Raw genomic sequence first — 14,513 nt, 5'->3', positions numbered from 1 at the left:
GCGGCCGCCTTGAGCGGTTTTTTTGTGCCTGAAATTCATGCAGCCCGCCAAGCGCGGGTTTTTTTGTGCCTGGAGAAAACATGGCCAGACTCACCGAAACCCAGGCCGGAGGCGCGAACGTGCTCCGGTTTCTAGACCTCATCGCTTTCTTTGAAGGCACCTCAATCGTGAGGGCAAGCGACGACGGGTACAACGTGTTGTACGGCGGCGGCCTGTTCCAAGGCTATGCCGATCACCCGCGGCGCAGGCTGACTTTCCCCATCAACGGCAAGCCGGTGACCAGCACGGCAGCAGGCCGGTACCAACTGCTCGAGCGCTACTGGGATGCGTACCGGGTGAGCCTACACCTGGCTGGCGGATTCACGCCGGAGAACCAGGACCGTATCGCGCTGCAGCAGATCCGAGAGCGCAAGGCCCTGGACGACATCAAGGCAGGCCGCATCCAGCAGGCCGTCGCCAAGTGCTCGAACATCTGGGCGAGCTTTCCCGGCAACAACTACGGCCAGAACCCGTACCGCCTGGACAAGCTGCTTGGGCGCTGGGTCGAACTTGGCGGGGGGCTGTCATGACCATCAAAACGATAGGCCGCTGCCTGGGCCAGGCCCATGACGGCTCGCTGTGGTTCTTCTGCAAGGGCTGTGACCAGCCGCACAGTGTGAAGGTCGGCTTGGGACCAGGTCCGCGCTGGGGCTACAACGAGAACCCCGAGGCTCCGACCTTCACCCCGTCGGTTCTGGTGCGCTGGAATGAGTGGGAAGAGGCCAAGGTGTGCCACTCGTTCGTCACCGATGGTCGCATCCAGTACCTCGCCGACTGCACCCACGCGCTGGCCGGCCAGACGGTGGACCTGCCGGATTGGGAGGCGTCATGGCGCAGTTGTTGAGGCTTGTGCTGACCTGGCGCTGGTGGCTGGCAGCGCTGCTGCTTGTCGCCGCTGGTCAGCAGTATCGCGTCCTGGTCGCCCAGGGTGAAACCGGTGCCGCGCGCGGCCAGATGGCCGACTACCGCCTGGAGGTGGCCGAGCGTGACCAGCGAGCTGCAGCACAGGCAAGGCAGGAAGAGCAACGACGCGCCAAAGCGCAGGAGGAGGCGAGAGCCCATGCCCATGAAGAACGAACGATTGCTTATGCTGGTGCTGCTGGCGCCGATTCTGCTGGCCAGCGGTTGCGCAGTGAAGCCGGCCAGTTCGCCGCCGCCGTCAGTTGCCCCGGCCTGGATACCGCCGCTGTCGGCCGAGGCCAGGCAACCACCCGCGCCGCCATGGTGCTCTCCGACCTGCTCGCACGGGCTGACGAAAGAGCGGGAGAGCTGGCGGCAGCGCTTGACCAGGCCAGAGTTGCCGGCCAGCAGTGCGAGCGTGAGTATGACGCCCTAGTCGCAAAGCGGGCGGCAGTAAGTGCCCGCGAATAAATTCGAAAGCTTCATGCAAAGAGAGCGGCCACCGGGGATGCGTCAACATCCCTGCTGACCGCCGAACCCGCAGACCATACCTGCAAGCCCAGCCAAGGCTCCCGCTCTGTGCACAAAGCACGGCGAGCCTAGCACCTGTTTATCCATACAGTAAAGGTTTGCAAATTGACTAACCCAATTATCCCTTGGATGGGCGGCAAGCGCCGCCTGGCCGACCGCTTGATTCCGCTTTTCCCTGCTCATGAATGCTATGTCGAGGTCTTCGCCGGCGGCGCCGCCCTCTATTTCATGCGCCCGCAACCCGCCCAAGTGGAGGTCTTGAATGATCTCAACGGCGACCTGGTGAATCTATACCGAGTAGTCCAGAACCATCTGGAGGAATTTGTCCGGCAGTTCAAATGGGCGCTGTCGTCACGGCAGATCTTCGAGTGGAAAAAGATGGCGAGACCGGAGACGCTGACCGATATCCAGCGCGCGGCCCGTTTCTTCTATCTGCAGCAGCACGCCTTCGCTGGGAAGGTTACTGGGCAGACATTCGGTACCGCCACCACTGGCCCTGCCATCAACCTGCTGCGCATAGAAGAGAACCTTTCTGCAGCCTGGCAAAGGATGGCCGGCACCTACGTGGAGAACCTTTCATGGCTCGACTGCGCTGAGCGTTATGATCGAGCGCATACGTTCTTCTACATGGATCCGCCTTATTGGCAGACCGCAGGATATGGGGTCGACTTCCCGTTCGATCAATATGAGCGCATGGCCGAGTTCATGCGCACATGCAAAGGCAAGGTGATGGTGAGCATCAACGATCACCCTGATATTCGCCGTGTTTTCGATGGCTTCCACTTTGAGTGCGTGGATATTCGCTACACAACGACCAACCAGCGTCAGGGCAAGGCTGAGATGGCCGGTGAGTTAATTATCATGAACTGGACGCCAGCGGAGTTGGGGCAACTGTTCTGAAATACAGAGTTTTTTGTCCTTTGCAGATGCTTGGCTCGTTTTACCCTATGCTTGTTATCAGCTGCTAGGAGTGACTTGTGGTCAAGCGTTCTTTCATTGGGATTGTTGAGGCCGGCGAGGCTCTGATTCAGCAGGCGATCGACGCCATGAGGGAGCTCCGGGCAGCTGAGGCCGCTAAGGCGCCTGCTGAAGAGGTGCAGCGGCTACGCCTTGTCGCGGACTCCCTCTACCATGCAGTCATCGATTTTCAGCTGATCGAAGCCAAACATCCGCCTGATACTATCCATTGAAAAGCGACTGCTGAAAGAGGGCTCCGTAATGTCAACAGCTCCTTCGGTACTGTTCCCAGATCATCCGATGTACACCGATGCAGTCGAAGCACTGAAGCGTTATCACCAAGCACAGACCGATGGCGCGTCACCCCTTGAGATTGAGCGACTACGACTGATCGCAGAATCCCAATTCCAGGCAGTCACCGACTACCAGCTTAGAGCTCTAGGTCGCCCTGGCGGCTCTCCTCACTGACCGGTTCAATCAGTTCTGGCCCTTGGTTGCGCACGTTGCCGACCGCTTTACCTACAGGGAACCAGCGAAAATCCTGAGCGGGCCGGCATCCTGCCTCGACGATCTCCGCCGCGCGCTCAGGCGTTGTGGCTGGGTCTAACCATTCCTTGGCCACTTCTGGCGTCAGCACTAGGGGCTTTCTGTCGTGGATGTCTACGAGCCCTTGATCGGCTGCTGCTGTGATGATCACGAACCCATCGTGCTCATCCGGCTCGAGGCTCTGGTGCACCTCAGCAAGTGCAGCGAAGTACAGCGGGGCGCCGTCGGCGCCCGTGATGTAGTAGGGCTGTTTGCGCTTCGGGTCCGCTAGATCAGGGAGCCACTCAAACCAGCCATTTGCAGGCGCCAGGGCTCTGCCGTTCGGCCACAGGCCCTTAAAGAATTTTCCTGTCACCACTGTCTCGGCCCGAGCATTGATCGGATCAGGACGTTTCCCCTTCGCCCAAAATGGCGACCATCCCCACTTGACCCGATCCACGCACAGTCCACCATCTACCTGGCGTATGACCTCGACGCGGGTAGTCGGCGCCACGTTGTAGCGACTGATTGGCTCGTGGTCGTAGCCATTTATCACGACCAGGTCCAGCGATAGCTGGCGCAGGTAGTGATCCATTGACTCGTAGATCGAGTACCGTCCGCACATATCTACCTCTCGCCCGTCAGAATTTTCGCCGCCTAGGATTGACCGGGCGACCGATGCCGGATTTACTGTATATGCATACAGTTTGCATTGGACCTTCCATCATGACCATCACATTTCTTGGTACGCCCACTGGCGGTACCGAACCGCTACCGCTGTATTCGTTTCACGTCCCAGCCGGTTTCCCTTCGCCTGCTGCGGACCATTTGGAAGGTCATATTTCCCTTGATGAGCTATTCGACCTCCGCGCGCCCCATGTGTATCTGGTAAAAGTTGAAGGCGACAGCATGCAAGGCGCTGGCATCTACTCTGGCGACCTCGTCATCGTAGACCGCGGCCGTGAGGCAGAGCACGACGACATTGTCATTGCTGCCGTTAACAGCGAGCCGGTGTGCAAGCGTTTGCACCGACGCGACGGCGTGGTGATCCTCAAGTCGGAGAATCCGGCGTATCCGCCTCGGTACATCATGGAAGGCGATGATCTCGTCGTATGGGGCGTTGTGCGTTACAGCGTTCGTGATCATGCGCAGTGACCAGGTGTTTGCGCTTATCGACTGCAACTCGTTCTACGCGAGTTGCGAGCGAGTGTTTCGACCAGACCTGGCCAAGACCCCGATCGTCGTACTGAGCAACAACGATGGCTGCGTGATTGCCAGGTCATACGATGCAAAGCCTTTCGTGAAGATGGGCGAACCGTTTTTCCAGGCGAAGGACAAGCTACGCCGGTACGGCATCATGGCTTTCAGCAGTAACTACGCGCTGTACGGTGACATGAGCGAGCGCGTCATGACGCTGATTGAGTCGATGGTGCCTGCCACCGAGATCTACAGCATCGACGAGTGCTTCGCAAACCTATCGGGTATTCAGGAAAACCTGACCCAGTTCGGGCGAAAGCTGCGGTCTAGGATTCTCCAGTGCACCGGAATCCCCGTGGGTGTCGGCATTGCCGGCACAAAGACACTCGCGAAGCTAGCCAATCACACCGCCAAACGACTGCAGGCACAAACCGGAGGAGTGGTGGATATCACCGATCCGTTCAAGCGCGACTGGGTACTACGGAATACCGAAGTGAAAGAGGTGTGGGGCGTAGGCCGGCGGATGACCGCCCACCTCGAGGCGATGGGCATCCACACGGCGATGGATCTAGCCAAGGCTGATGCCTGGACGCTGCGACAGAAATTCAGTGTGGTGGTGGAGAAGACTGCCCGCGAGCTGGCTGGTACGCCGTGCTTGGAGCTGGACGAGGCCGAGCCCCCGAAACAGGAAATCTGCTGCAGCCGAATGTTCGGGAAGCGTCTTACTGAGCTGGCGCCCATCAAGCAGGCAGTGGCTACGTACGTTGGCCGAGCAGCGGAAAAGCTCCGGGCCCAGGGTTCAGTGTGCAAGCGCATGCGCGTCAGCATCCGCACCGGCATGTTCAACCCGGACGAGGCGCACCACGCTCAGGGCGCCCTGGTTGAGCTTCCATATCCCACCTGCGACACGCTGCTGATGACCCGGTTGGCAACAGAAGCGGTCGACCGTATCTTTAGGCCCGGATTTCGGTACAGCAAGGCCGAGGTACTGCTGATGGACCTGCGGCAACCGGGTGAATTTTCAGAGGACTTGTTTGCGCTTAAGCAATCAGTGGCATGTGACCGACTGATGCAGGTGATGGATGACATCAACGAGCGCTGGGGGAGGGGGACAATGCGGGCCGCGAGCGTGCCAGCGACGCCAGACTGGGGAATGAGGAGGGAGATGATGAGTCAATCCTACACGACGAGGATCGATCAGCTGTGGACGGTGAAGTGTTGAGCCTGCCATCGGGTTGGCTGGCCGAGTTGAATGACCAGCCTGCCTTGTTGACCGATCCCGATGGCAGGGCCGCGCTGCTCGTTGAGCTAGCGATTTCAGCGCACCGACGCAGCGACGTTGACGCAGACCAGTTGGCTGACATGCTGGAGTTCACCGAGTCGGCCAGGCTGTGGGCGCTGATCGAGCATGAGGAGGTCGCTTGAGCCGTCTTTGTGAACGGCTATGTGGAGAAGGCAAAGGGTAGCAAGTGACAGCTATCGACCCATAGCGGACACTGACCCACCGCGCTGGCTTATCAGCCTCACCACCGGCAATCCAGCGCCCACAGGAAGCGCATCAGTCGCCAGACCTGCGCTGTACCTGTGGGTGCCGAGTTAGGCAGCGCCGGACCGCAAAGCGGCCCACTTACCCAGTTGTCAGCGTTGCATCGTTAGCGGCTACCCAAACATCCGCATTCGCTCCGAATCAGAAGCTGTACTTGGCCGTCACGGTGAAGTTGCGTGGCTCACCGTAAACGTCGTAGGGGCTCCACGTGTTATTGCTGGCAATCCCCTGATAGTACTTCTTGTCGAACACATTGTTGACGTTCAGCCGTGTGTCGAGCTTCTCGCTTACCTTGTAGCCGGCCATCAGCCCATAAACAGCGTAGGCTCCCTGATCGATGTGGTAGTTGCCGAACGCGTTCGAACCTTTGTTGAAAATGCTGCTTTGGGCATAGACATTGCCGCCGATACGCCACTTATGCAGATCACCCGGCAAGGTGTAGGTGGTGCTGAGCTTGAACAGGTGCTCGGGCAGATCGGTGTCGAACTTGGTGCCTTCTTTGGCGTTGTCGGCATCCTTGCGGTACTGGGTTTGCGAGTAGGTATAGCCAGCGGCAACTTGCCAATTTGGGCTCAACGCCCCCATCAATTCCAGGTCGATACCTTGCGTCCGAACTTTTCCGGATGCTTCGTAGCAGGTGAAGACGGTGCAGCCGGCCTGGTCCGACGACTCTGCCGCACGGTTCTCCTGGTCGATCTGGAAGATGGCCATGCTGGCATTGAGCGCGCCATCTAAGTATTCACCCTTGATACCGATTTCGTAGTTCTTGCCTTCGATCGGTCGGATGATGGAGGCGTCACGTGCGAGTTCCGACTGGGGCATGAAGATATCGGTGTAACTGGCGTAGACCGAGTGATGATCGTCCAAGTCGTAGATGACGCCAGCGTAGCGGGTAACATTACGGGTGACCTTGTAGTCGGCGTTGGTGTAGTAACCATCGTTGATCTCGCTGTACACCGACTGGTTGTCGTACCAGTCCAGGCGCGCGCCCACAATTAGCTTGAGCGGGTCAGCAAGGCTCAGTCGTGTGGTTGCATACACCCCTTCCTGTTCGACATGCTCACTGAGGGTGTAAATATCAGCCACGGAAGGTTTGCTTACACCGCCGGAATTGACGCTGAACAGGTTGTCGACAGGCAGGAATACTGTGCCGCCGTGTGCGCTGGTCTTGACTTCACGCTTGCTGGCACCCACCACCAGTTCATGTTGACGATCGAACAGCTTGAACGGCCCGGTGGCATACAGATCGTACGTGGATTGATCGTAGTCGCGACGTTGGTTGAACACCCGCTGGCGAAAGACCTCCGCAGCAGGCGTGCCGGTGCGCTCGAACACTGCCCCCTGCATAGCGAAATCGGACCAGTTCTTGGACGCTGCCAGGTGCAGGCGCCAGTCGTTGTCAAATCGGTGATCAAGCTCAGCGAACACCGTCGTGTTGTCGATATCCTGATAACTCCAGTCGTAACCGACGTTGGTGGAGCGGGAGTAACCGACGTGGCTGCCGTCCCGGTTGACCGGCAGCCCACCCCAGTTGATGTTGTTATTGTCGTTCTGATTCGATGCACCCAAGGTCAGCGTAGTGCTGTCGGTCAGGTCGAACTCGGTGATGCCATAGAACAGGCCCCGCTCACGGCCTGAGTAGTCCTGATAGCTGTCCTTGTCTTGGTAAGCGCCCACGAAACGGCCACGCACGCTAGCGCTTTCGTTGAGCGGGCCACTGAGATCAAGTTCACCTCGGTAGTTGTCCCAACTACCCGCCGAGCCGGTAATGCTGCCCTGGAACTGTTGGGTGGGCCTTTTGCGCACCATGTTGATGGCCGCCGACGGGTTACCCGCGCCCTGCATCATGCCGGTAGCGCCGCGCACGATCTCGACGCGGTCGTAAGGGGCCATGTCAGCCGCTGCAACCCAGTCAGCGTTGTAGGTGGTCGGCAGACCGTCAAACATCAGATTGGTGATGGGAAAACCGCGCGAGAAGTATTCACTGTTGGCAGGGCGTGCCGCCGACATACGCAGGCCAGGCGTGGCTTGCACCACATCATCAAGGCTGCGCATTGACTGATCGTCCATGCGCTGGCGTGTAATGACCGTTACCGACTGGGGTGTTTCGCGTATGGACAGAGGCAACTTGGTGGCGCTCTGCAAAGCGCCCGTAGTGTAAGAACCCGTTCCTTCGGTGGTACTGCCTAGCGCCTGCCCGGTGATGCTAGTAGCACCAAGCACTACAGCACCTTCCCCTCCCGCTACCAGCAAGTAAACGCCGTTCGCCTGGCGCACTGCCTGTAGGTTGCTGCCGGCAAGTAGAGTGGCAAAACCGCTTTCGACGTTATAGCTGCCCTTAAGCCCGGCGGAACGTCGCCCCGAGGTGTTGGCCCCGTCGAACGACAGCACTACCCCGGCGGCGCTTGCGAATTGTCCCAATACCTCGGTCAGCAGGCCGGGCGCTATGTCGTAGGTGCGGGTCTGCTCGTAAGTTGCCGGTGCAGCGATTGCACTGCCCAGACCGGTGCACAGCCCAGCCACGGCCAGGTGAACCGCTAACGCCAGTGCTGGATGTTGCGTGGTGCTCATGTTTCCCTCCCCAGGAACATTCAATTGAACATATGGGAGGAAAAGCCGAACGAGCGGCCAGAAAAGTGCAAACTGCCAAAAAAATATTTCATCTGCGAGCAGCGGTCAGCTGTTTGGCACCACAGTCACCCAGAAGCGAGTGCGCCGTAGGACTTTGAGTGGAAAGGCATTTTCCAGCGCGGTCAGGGCCAGATCGGTGTCGCTAATGGGAAATGCGCCGGAGATTTTCATTCGCGCCACTGCCGGGTCGCAACTCAACAAACCGGGACGGTAGCGTGACAGCTGCGCCAGCAACTCTGCCAATGGCGTGTCGATGGCCACCAGGCTGCCTTGCGCCCAAGCAGCCACAGCGGCATCGTTGGCACGCAGCGGACCCACTCCCTGCGGCCCGAACGTTGCCCGTTGGCCGGCTTCCAGGCGCACGCCATGCCTACCGCTTGCAGAAACCTCGACGGCCTTTTCCAGCACCGCCACTTCACTGTTCAGGTCGTCGACACTGACCATGAATCGAGTACCCAGCGCGAGCACCCGGCCATCGCGGGTGTCCACCATGAACGGCCGGGCAATGCTATCGCGGGCCGTGCTGATCAGCACCTGGCCGCGGCGAACTACCAAGCGTCGCTGCCGGTCATCGAAATAAAGGTCCACGGCTGTGTCGGTATCCATCGACATCTGGCTGCCATCGCCCAACCGCAATGTAAGCAGTTCTCCCACACCGGTGCGGTAGTCAGCAGTCCAGGCTTGGCGTGCGTCGCTGCGCCAGCCAAGGCCGCCGAGCACGCCACCGCCAAGCAGGACGGCCAACCCGTACAGTACTTGCCGACGAGCATGCCCAGCCTCCAACAAGGTTGACGCAGCAAGGCGGCCCGGCAAGCCGGAAAAGCTGTCGCTGACGGCCAGCATACGCAGCCACGCCTCACGATGCAGCGGGCTGCTGTCGTACCAAGTCTGCCATCGCGCCTGATCATCCCTGTCGGCCTCCTCGGCTGACAGTCGCGTATACCACCGCGCCGCCTCACGAATGGCCTGGCGCTGGGGTGCCGTCGGCACGCTACTCACTCGAATTGCTCCCACTGCATCAGGCAGACATGCTCCATGGCCTTGGCCATATGGTTGTTCACCGAGCGCAGTGAAATATGCAGGCGTTCAGCAATCTGCGCATAAGGGATGCCCTCTAACTGTGCCAGCACGAACACTTCCCGTACCTTGGCACCCAGGCCGGCCAGCATACGGTCCAGCTCGACCAGGGTATCGAACATCATCGCCTGGGCCTCGGAACTTGGAACATGATCGGGAGGCAGGCTGGCCAAGGCCTCCAGATACGCCTGTTCGAGCGAGCGACGGCGGAACAGGTCGATCATCAAGCCTTTGGCTACCTTAGACAGGTAGTGCCGCGGCTCGCGGATCTCATCCACTGTTCGTGCTTTCAGTAGTTTGACGAACGTATCCTGTACCAAATCGGCAGCATCGCAATGGTTGCCCATGCGTTTGCGCAACCAGCCGAGGAGCCAAGGGCTATGCTCAGCGTAGAGCGAGCCGACAGAGTTTGAGGCAGGCGAGTCGGCCGACATGAAAGCTATCTCAAATAGGAATTGCTCTTATTATTAGTTGGGCGAGTGGTGCCTGGCAATATGGGATTTTTGGCAGCACGCGCTAGACAAGCATCCTGGGCTCTAAATGAACTTGAGACCGAGGCAACCCGTGCAGTATCCGAGTAGTCCCATGACATAGCCTTGGCATTCTCCCTTTCCGCTTTCTGACGGAATGTATGACCCTCGCAGCAACGGTGTTTCCCACCTTGCAGACGTGGCGTCAGGCGCCGGACCCGTGTTTGCAAGGAAGGATGGGTACTGGCTGAAACCCTCGCATCAACGTCCGCTTTGGGTCGAAAGCGGACAGTCAGCGACAGCTACCAGGTGATACCAATTTTGATACCACTGATGGGGGAAGAAGGGGGGCGGAGGGGCGTTTCGCCCAATAAAATCAACCTTTTAGCACCGCCAAAAACCCCTGAAAAACTGCATGGTGATGTTGGCGGTAGAAATCAAGTGCTTGTCCTGCGGGGGTTCCAGAGGTGTATTTAGGCCCTCGTGTCAGTTTTGGGCCAATTTTGGGCCAATTCGACGCGGGGCGGCAGCTTCTCCAGCTCCCTCCAGTCCGAGGAGGAGCTGATCCATTTCGCGTAGGTAGAGAGCACCATCTCAACGCTATGGCCGAGCTGATTCGCGATGAACGCAGGGTTCATCCCAGGCATCAGGCACAGGGTTGCGTAGGTGTGGCGGGTGTCGTACTGACGGCGATCACGGATGTCCAGCGCTTGAGCGCTGATTTGAATGGGGGGATTGTAACACTTGCATCGCAGCTCCACAGCCCACCTTTGCTTGGTTGGACCACGAAGGGCCTCGGGCAGGCGATATCACCAAAGGACCGTGTGCGTTGTGCAATGCCTCTTGACGCACGCCGAAGCACAGCTTCACCTCTAGGGTAAGTGGAACGTGCGTTGCCCTTAGTGCCCGAGGTGAAGCTGTTTGTACCGGATCATAAAAGCGGGCTTACCCTCGGATCACCTTAAGGCGCGCCCGCCCAGCGTCCGTGATGGCGTTTTCGCCTTCATCGCTGATGCGGTAGCGGCCGGACACTGACTGTGTAATGGTGAACCTCACCAGTCCGCTCTTGGACAAAGCCTCACCCACTTCAAAGCTCATTGCACGCTCTAGGTCGAAGATTTTTGTTTCTCCGATTTTATAGCGGGCAAACGCAATCAGCGCCGAATCTATCGCCGCTTGGTCTATCACCTCAACACGCATTTGACCTCCTGGTCTGAATCGCCCAGGTCCGTGGGCTTGCAGTTAACGGACCTGGAAGTTCGTAGAATGCGCAACGCTACTACGGAGCCGGGCGTGTTAGTTACTGGCTTTGCGTCCATGCTGGATGGGTGGCCAGTCATGATCGTTAGTTTTAGTCTGCGTGCGGCGCTGCAGTGTCCGTTAACGACATCTCTTTTGGAAACACGTTGATAAACGCACTAATAACAGGCTTGTCGTCATCATCGATATTGATCTTCGGTGTTTGCGACGATCGACTGATGTCCGTTGCAAAATTAGCGGCCCTCAGCGCACGTTCGATTTGCTGGCTTCCCGGGCTGTCATACAGCACTGCCTGAACGCCCGTGGCCTCTTTGGTGAGCATCAACTGCTTTATTTGTACCCGCACGCCTGCTTTGGTCAGGGCAACGGCGATCTGCTTGGAGAACGCCAACGCTTCGTCGTCGTTTCTGACGATATTGAGCAGTACGGTTGGGGCTACTTTGTCTTTTGCGAGCGCTGCCGCCAATGCCTGGAACGCGGCCTGTGCCTGCGCTGTCAGCTTTCTAGGCCGCAGGCGATGTTCAATGGCCTGGCGCTCTTTTTTCGCGGCGTCCAGTTGTGCCGTCAACGCCGCGTTCTGTTGCAGGAGCTCTTCGATTTTCAACTGGGACTGGGCGGCGGACTGGTTGGCTGTGGCGATCAGTTGGCTGGCCTCGGCCATGGACCTGTCGGACTCGCTGCTTTGCACCTCGGACGTCAGGTGCGCCAGTATGACCGCGCAGGCCGAGACTAAGGCGGCAATGATGGCGGTTGTTGTAGCAATGCTGTGAATAAGGCTGGCGTTATCTGCTGAAATTTCTGGCATTAGCGTGCTCTTGAAATTTAGTTTCCATGATTTTGCTTTTCGATTTCGCGGCAGATTGCCATAAATTCACCGTGCAAGCGACCTCTGGCGTCGACGGTCGGTGCTTGATTTGGCATGACGTGATGGCCTGCGTGGGCAAACGAATAACGCTTTGTTTACTGGTGATTGCCAGTTGTCCGATTCAGCTCACATTTCGACTGAGTACAGTTGCGCGCCGTTTGCCTTTGGCTATGGTGGCTTTAGGTATACAACTAAAGTCGTAGGAGGGGCGACATGCGGATTCGCGGCGACGTTTTCTGGGGCTGGGCTGACCCGACGCTTCACCATCGGACTCACGACGAAACGTTATGTGACGGCAGCTACATCGATGTCCAGGTGCGACTGTCGCGAACAGGCAATACGCAGATGTTCATCGGGGTTTATGCCCCTAGTGGCATGGCCATTCATGAAGAAGCATTCGATTCGCGTCCAGGCGAATCGATGACCCGTGCCTTGGCGTGGGGCGTGGGCAGGGCACGGCGGATAGCAAGCGATGCGATTCCCGTGGCCGAACAGTTCGCCTGCGCTAAGTAGCGAGCTCTGAAGGTTGCCGCGGGTTGGGCGTAGGTCAGGGCTCATCCTTGATCTTTGCTGCGACGGACCTCAGCTCACTGGCAACCCCATCGATGGACTTGATATGAGCGCGTACATCGATCTCGCTGTCTGCGGTCGCCCGGGCTTCCATGAACTTGGCGTGCCCGGTCATGGCTTTACTGAGTTCATTCAGGTGGTCGGCGGTTTTGACGAGATCGGCTTTGATGGTATGAAGCGGTTCCATGAGCGTGAGTGCGTTCCTTGAAGTGTGCGTCTACAACCCTGTCTGGCCGTTCAGCGAAGCGTGCGTGACATCAGCCACTGCTTGTTGCCCCACGCCTCGAACTGCTCAATGACCGTCCAGCCACGCTTCTCATAGTAAGCCTGTTTATCATGGGTGTGCAGGTACAAGGTTTCGAAGCCGGCAGTGCGCGCATGGGCACATAGGCGCTCAATCAGGTGCTCGGCGATACCGGCTCCTCTGGCTGCCGGGTCAACGAACACGCAGGCAAGCCAAGGGCCGAGGTCCGGGCGGGAAGGCAAGTCTTGGGCTGCTAGAGCGGCACCGCCCAACAACTGGCCTTGCTCTAGGGCAATCAGGCATTGCCAGTCACCATTGCCCTGGCCTTCTGCGAACTCGTGCTGCCATCGCGAAAGGTCGATGCCGTCGAACTCATACGTGAATTGCTGATGAATCCACTGAGCGAAGGCGTTGCAATGGTTCATGTGATTCGCGAGCCAATCAAATTGAGGCATGGGCATCCTGCACGGTAGTACCTGTTCAGCGCATCATGACACAACCCTCAAGTGGAGACGCAAGTGAAGTTTTTCATGCTAAGGCTAGTCAGTGTCCGACTTACCTGATTCATTACCTTGTACCTGTAAAACTGAGCCTTTATCGTCCGTTGCCAATAAGCCACTTTGTGCGTTGGCGGCGTTCAGCTCTGCATGCGCGATGTTCGCTGCACCCCGAAAGATAGCGCGGCTTTCTTCACCTGTTTTCAGCGTGTGCAGGTGACCATTCTGATAGAAAAATTGCGTACGGTTGGATGGCATGGGGAGCGCTCCTTGTAATGCACCACGCTTATGAGTATCTGCACGGGCTACTCTGTGCCCGCTTCACGACTATGGCTACTAGCAGAATTAACAGGTGACCGCTCTAATGAAGCTCCGATAAAATCTTCACGCTAAGCAAAACGCACCACGACCTTGGTTGATTGGAACTAAGTTGCGACGCTGGGTAGAATGCCCTGTATCTCTATTGGTCAATTGCAAATGCCTACATTTCGTATCTTTGTTTGCACCTTGTTGACTGCCAGCCTTGCCGGTTGCGCAACACCGGGTAACCCCACAGCCAGTAAGCTGACCTCCAAAACCCCTGCACAATATGCCGCCTGTGTAATGCCCAAGTGGCAAGCACTGGCGCCCCTCGCCAACCAGAAATCGATTGCCCACGGCTATCGATTGACCGCGCCAAGCGCAGTGGCCTCCGACGATGTCCTCGAGGTGGTTGAGTCGCGCGACGGCAGCCGCGCCACGTTCTATAAAGGCAGCTTCCTTTCGGGCGACAAACTGCGCCAGGCTGCAAGAGAGTGCCTGGAATGAGCTCAGTAACCTGAGCTGCCCATACCGCCCATGTTGGTAGCTGGCTGCCAGTCAGTTAAGCGTCATCGGCGGTGAATGGGGCCGCGCAGCGACCCCCGAGGCAGCCGCCGTGTGCGGCGCGCACCTGCTTCGGCGACTTCCCCTCAGCGTGCTTCGAGTTTTGTGTTCATCCGCTGGCATTGCACTTCTGCATCGGTCCTGTTCGGGTAACTGGGTTTGAGCCGCTCCTTCGCCAGGTTGTCATAAATGTCGAACCCACCGCATACGGTCGCTGCGTAGTACCGGCTACCGACGCGGAATGACTCCTTTTCGATGGGTACCGCCGGAACGATAACGAATCTTGGTTGCATGTTTCGTGCCTCCCCAGGCAGAGACCTAAGTATTAGTCGGGCAGTTG

General features: G+C 58.2%; 21 protein-coding genes and 1 pseudogene. 11 read left to right on the top strand and 11 right to left on the bottom strand.

Translation table 11 applies throughout. From position 1 onward, the window contains the following. Positions 1–80 precede the first annotated feature (80 nt). The 6 genes from HU764_RS13445 (at position 81) to HU764_RS27690 (ending at position 2,895) form a co-directional block, all read left to right on the top strand. Positions 81–569, top strand: a complete 489-nt coding sequence (locus HU764_RS13445) for a glycoside hydrolase family 24 protein (protein ID WP_186702624.1) — start codon at positions 81–83, stop codon at positions 567–569. Continuing rightward, entirely contained in the window at positions 566–883 is a 318-nt protein-coding gene (locus tag HU764_RS13440) for a ubiquitination-like system serine protease family protein (protein ID WP_186702623.1), read from the top strand. Before HU764_RS13445 ends, HU764_RS13440 begins: the two co-directional genes overlap by 4 nt. Continuing rightward, positions 868–1,410 carry a DUF2514 family protein gene (locus tag HU764_RS13435; protein WP_186702622.1) on the top strand — a complete coding sequence of 181 codons (543 nt, stop codon included), beginning with the start codon at positions 868–870 and terminating at the stop codon, positions 1,408–1,410. The genes HU764_RS13440 and HU764_RS13435 overlap by 16 nt, the downstream gene beginning before the upstream one ends. 165 nt (positions 1,411–1,575) lie before the next feature. Then, positions 1,576–2,370, top strand: coding sequence for a DNA adenine methylase (locus tag HU764_RS13430; protein WP_186702621.1), 795 nt, complete (start codon positions 1,576–1,578; stop codon positions 2,368–2,370). A 77-nt stretch (positions 2,371–2,447) separates the two neighbouring features. Beyond that, positions 2,448–2,660 (top strand): hypothetical protein, encoded by a 213-nt coding sequence (locus tag HU764_RS13425; RefSeq protein WP_186702620.1) that lies wholly within the window; start codon positions 2,448–2,450, stop codon positions 2,658–2,660. Between the two features lie 28 nt (positions 2,661–2,688). Further along, positions 2,689–2,895 carry a hypothetical protein gene (locus HU764_RS27690; protein WP_110160057.1) on the top strand — a complete coding sequence of 69 codons (207 nt, stop codon included), beginning with the start codon at positions 2,689–2,691 and terminating at the stop codon, positions 2,893–2,895. Here HU764_RS27690 and HU764_RS13420 read toward each other — a convergent pair. Next, the gene (locus HU764_RS13420) at positions 2,858–3,577 is read right to left on the bottom strand and encodes an SOS response-associated peptidase (RefSeq protein WP_186702619.1); all 720 of its coding nucleotides are present in this window, start codon (positions 3,575–3,577) and stop codon (positions 2,858–2,860) included. The two genes, HU764_RS27690 and HU764_RS13420, sit on opposite strands and share 38 nt — an antisense overlap. 101 nt (positions 3,578–3,678) lie before the next feature. Here HU764_RS13420 and HU764_RS13415 point away from each other — a divergent pair, with 101 nt between their 5' ends. Genes HU764_RS13415 through HU764_RS13405 form a run of 3 tightly spaced genes read left to right on the top strand, consistent with a single transcriptional unit; the run spans position 3,679 to position 5,574 of the window. Further along, on the top strand, positions 3,679–4,107 hold the full coding sequence (locus HU764_RS13415) for a LexA family protein (RefSeq protein WP_085273408.1): 429 nt from the start codon (positions 3,679–3,681) through the stop codon (positions 4,105–4,107). After that, a complete protein-coding gene (locus HU764_RS13410) occupies positions 4,097–5,371 on the top strand; it encodes a Y-family DNA polymerase (RefSeq protein WP_186702618.1) in 1,275 nt (424 codons plus the stop codon). Before HU764_RS13415 ends, HU764_RS13410 begins: the two co-directional genes overlap by 11 nt. Continuing rightward, on the top strand, positions 5,353–5,574 hold the full coding sequence (locus HU764_RS13405) for a hypothetical protein (protein ID WP_338109070.1): 222 nt from the start codon (positions 5,353–5,355) through the stop codon (positions 5,572–5,574). Before HU764_RS13410 ends, HU764_RS13405 begins: the two co-directional genes overlap by 19 nt. A 262-nt stretch (positions 5,575–5,836) precedes the next feature. Here the strand turns inward: HU764_RS13405 and HU764_RS13400 are convergent, their stop codons facing one another. The 6 genes and pseudogenes from HU764_RS13400 to HU764_RS13380 form a co-directional block, all read right to left on the bottom strand. Next, positions 5,837–8,266, bottom strand: a complete 2,430-nt coding sequence (locus tag HU764_RS13400; RefSeq protein ID WP_186702617.1) for a TonB-dependent siderophore receptor — start codon at positions 8,264–8,266, stop codon at positions 5,837–5,839. A 105-nt stretch (positions 8,267–8,371) separates the two neighbouring features. Next, positions 8,372–9,325 carry a FecR domain-containing protein gene (locus HU764_RS13395; protein ID WP_420876191.1) on the bottom strand — a complete coding sequence of 318 codons (954 nt, stop codon included), beginning with the start codon at positions 9,323–9,325 and terminating at the stop codon, positions 8,372–8,374. Then, a complete protein-coding gene (locus tag HU764_RS13390) occupies positions 9,322–9,837 on the bottom strand; it encodes a sigma-70 family RNA polymerase sigma factor (RefSeq protein ID WP_186702616.1) in 516 nt (171 codons plus the stop codon). The genes HU764_RS13395 and HU764_RS13390 overlap by 4 nt, the downstream gene beginning before the upstream one ends. A 509-nt stretch (positions 9,838–10,346) precedes the next feature. Then, positions 10,347–10,711: pseudogene (locus HU764_RS27970) on the bottom strand (site-specific integrase). Between the two features lie 107 nt (positions 10,712–10,818). Further along, positions 10,819–11,073, bottom strand: a complete 255-nt coding sequence (locus HU764_RS13385; protein WP_027594844.1) for a hypothetical protein — start codon at positions 11,071–11,073, stop codon at positions 10,819–10,821. Positions 11,074–11,224: 151 nt separating this feature from the next. Then, the gene (locus HU764_RS13380) at positions 11,225–11,938 is read right to left on the bottom strand and encodes a hypothetical protein (protein WP_186676732.1); all 714 of its coding nucleotides are present in this window, start codon (positions 11,936–11,938) and stop codon (positions 11,225–11,227) included. Positions 11,939–12,211: 273 nt separating this feature from the next. Between HU764_RS13380 and HU764_RS13375 the strand changes: the two genes are divergently transcribed. Beyond that, complete coding sequence (locus HU764_RS13375) at positions 12,212–12,511, top strand: hypothetical protein (RefSeq protein WP_186676734.1); 300 nt, start codon at positions 12,212–12,214, stop codon at positions 12,509–12,511. Positions 12,512–12,545: 34 nt separating this feature from the next. Here HU764_RS13375 and HU764_RS13370 read toward each other — a convergent pair whose 3' ends face one another. From HU764_RS13370 to HU764_RS13360, 3 genes are all read right to left on the bottom strand, one after another. Continuing rightward, positions 12,546–12,755, bottom strand: coding sequence for a hypothetical protein (locus tag HU764_RS13370; RefSeq protein WP_186676736.1), 210 nt, complete (start codon positions 12,753–12,755; stop codon positions 12,546–12,548). Positions 12,756–12,805: 50 nt separating this feature from the next. After that, positions 12,806–13,267 carry a GNAT family N-acetyltransferase gene (locus HU764_RS13365; RefSeq protein ID WP_186702615.1) on the bottom strand — a complete coding sequence of 154 codons (462 nt, stop codon included), beginning with the start codon at positions 13,265–13,267 and terminating at the stop codon, positions 12,806–12,808. An 84-nt stretch (positions 13,268–13,351) separates the two neighbouring features. After that, entirely contained in the window at positions 13,352–13,567 is a 216-nt protein-coding gene (locus HU764_RS13360) for a hypothetical protein (RefSeq protein ID WP_186676749.1), read from the bottom strand. Positions 13,568–13,756: 189 nt separating this feature from the next. On the opposite strand from HU764_RS13360, the gene HU764_RS13355 reads away from it, so the two are divergent. Beyond that, complete coding sequence (locus tag HU764_RS13355) at positions 13,757–14,116, top strand: hypothetical protein (protein WP_027594849.1); 360 nt, start codon at positions 13,757–13,759, stop codon at positions 14,114–14,116. Between the two features lie 143 nt (positions 14,117–14,259). On the opposite strand, the gene HU764_RS27685 is transcribed toward HU764_RS13355, so the two are convergent. Then, a complete protein-coding gene (locus tag HU764_RS27685; protein ID WP_027594850.1) occupies positions 14,260–14,466 on the bottom strand; it encodes a hypothetical protein in 207 nt (68 codons plus the stop codon). Between the last annotated feature and the right edge of the window lie 47 nt (positions 14,467–14,513).

The sequence above is a fragment of the Pseudomonas kermanshahensis genome (assembly GCF_014269205.2).
GTDB lineage: Bacteria > Pseudomonadota > Gammaproteobacteria > Pseudomonadales > Pseudomonadaceae > Aquipseudomonas > Aquipseudomonas kermanshahensis.
The sequence above is the reverse complement of the archived record's forward strand: the minus strand, read 5'-3'. Positions and strand labels throughout refer to the sequence as shown.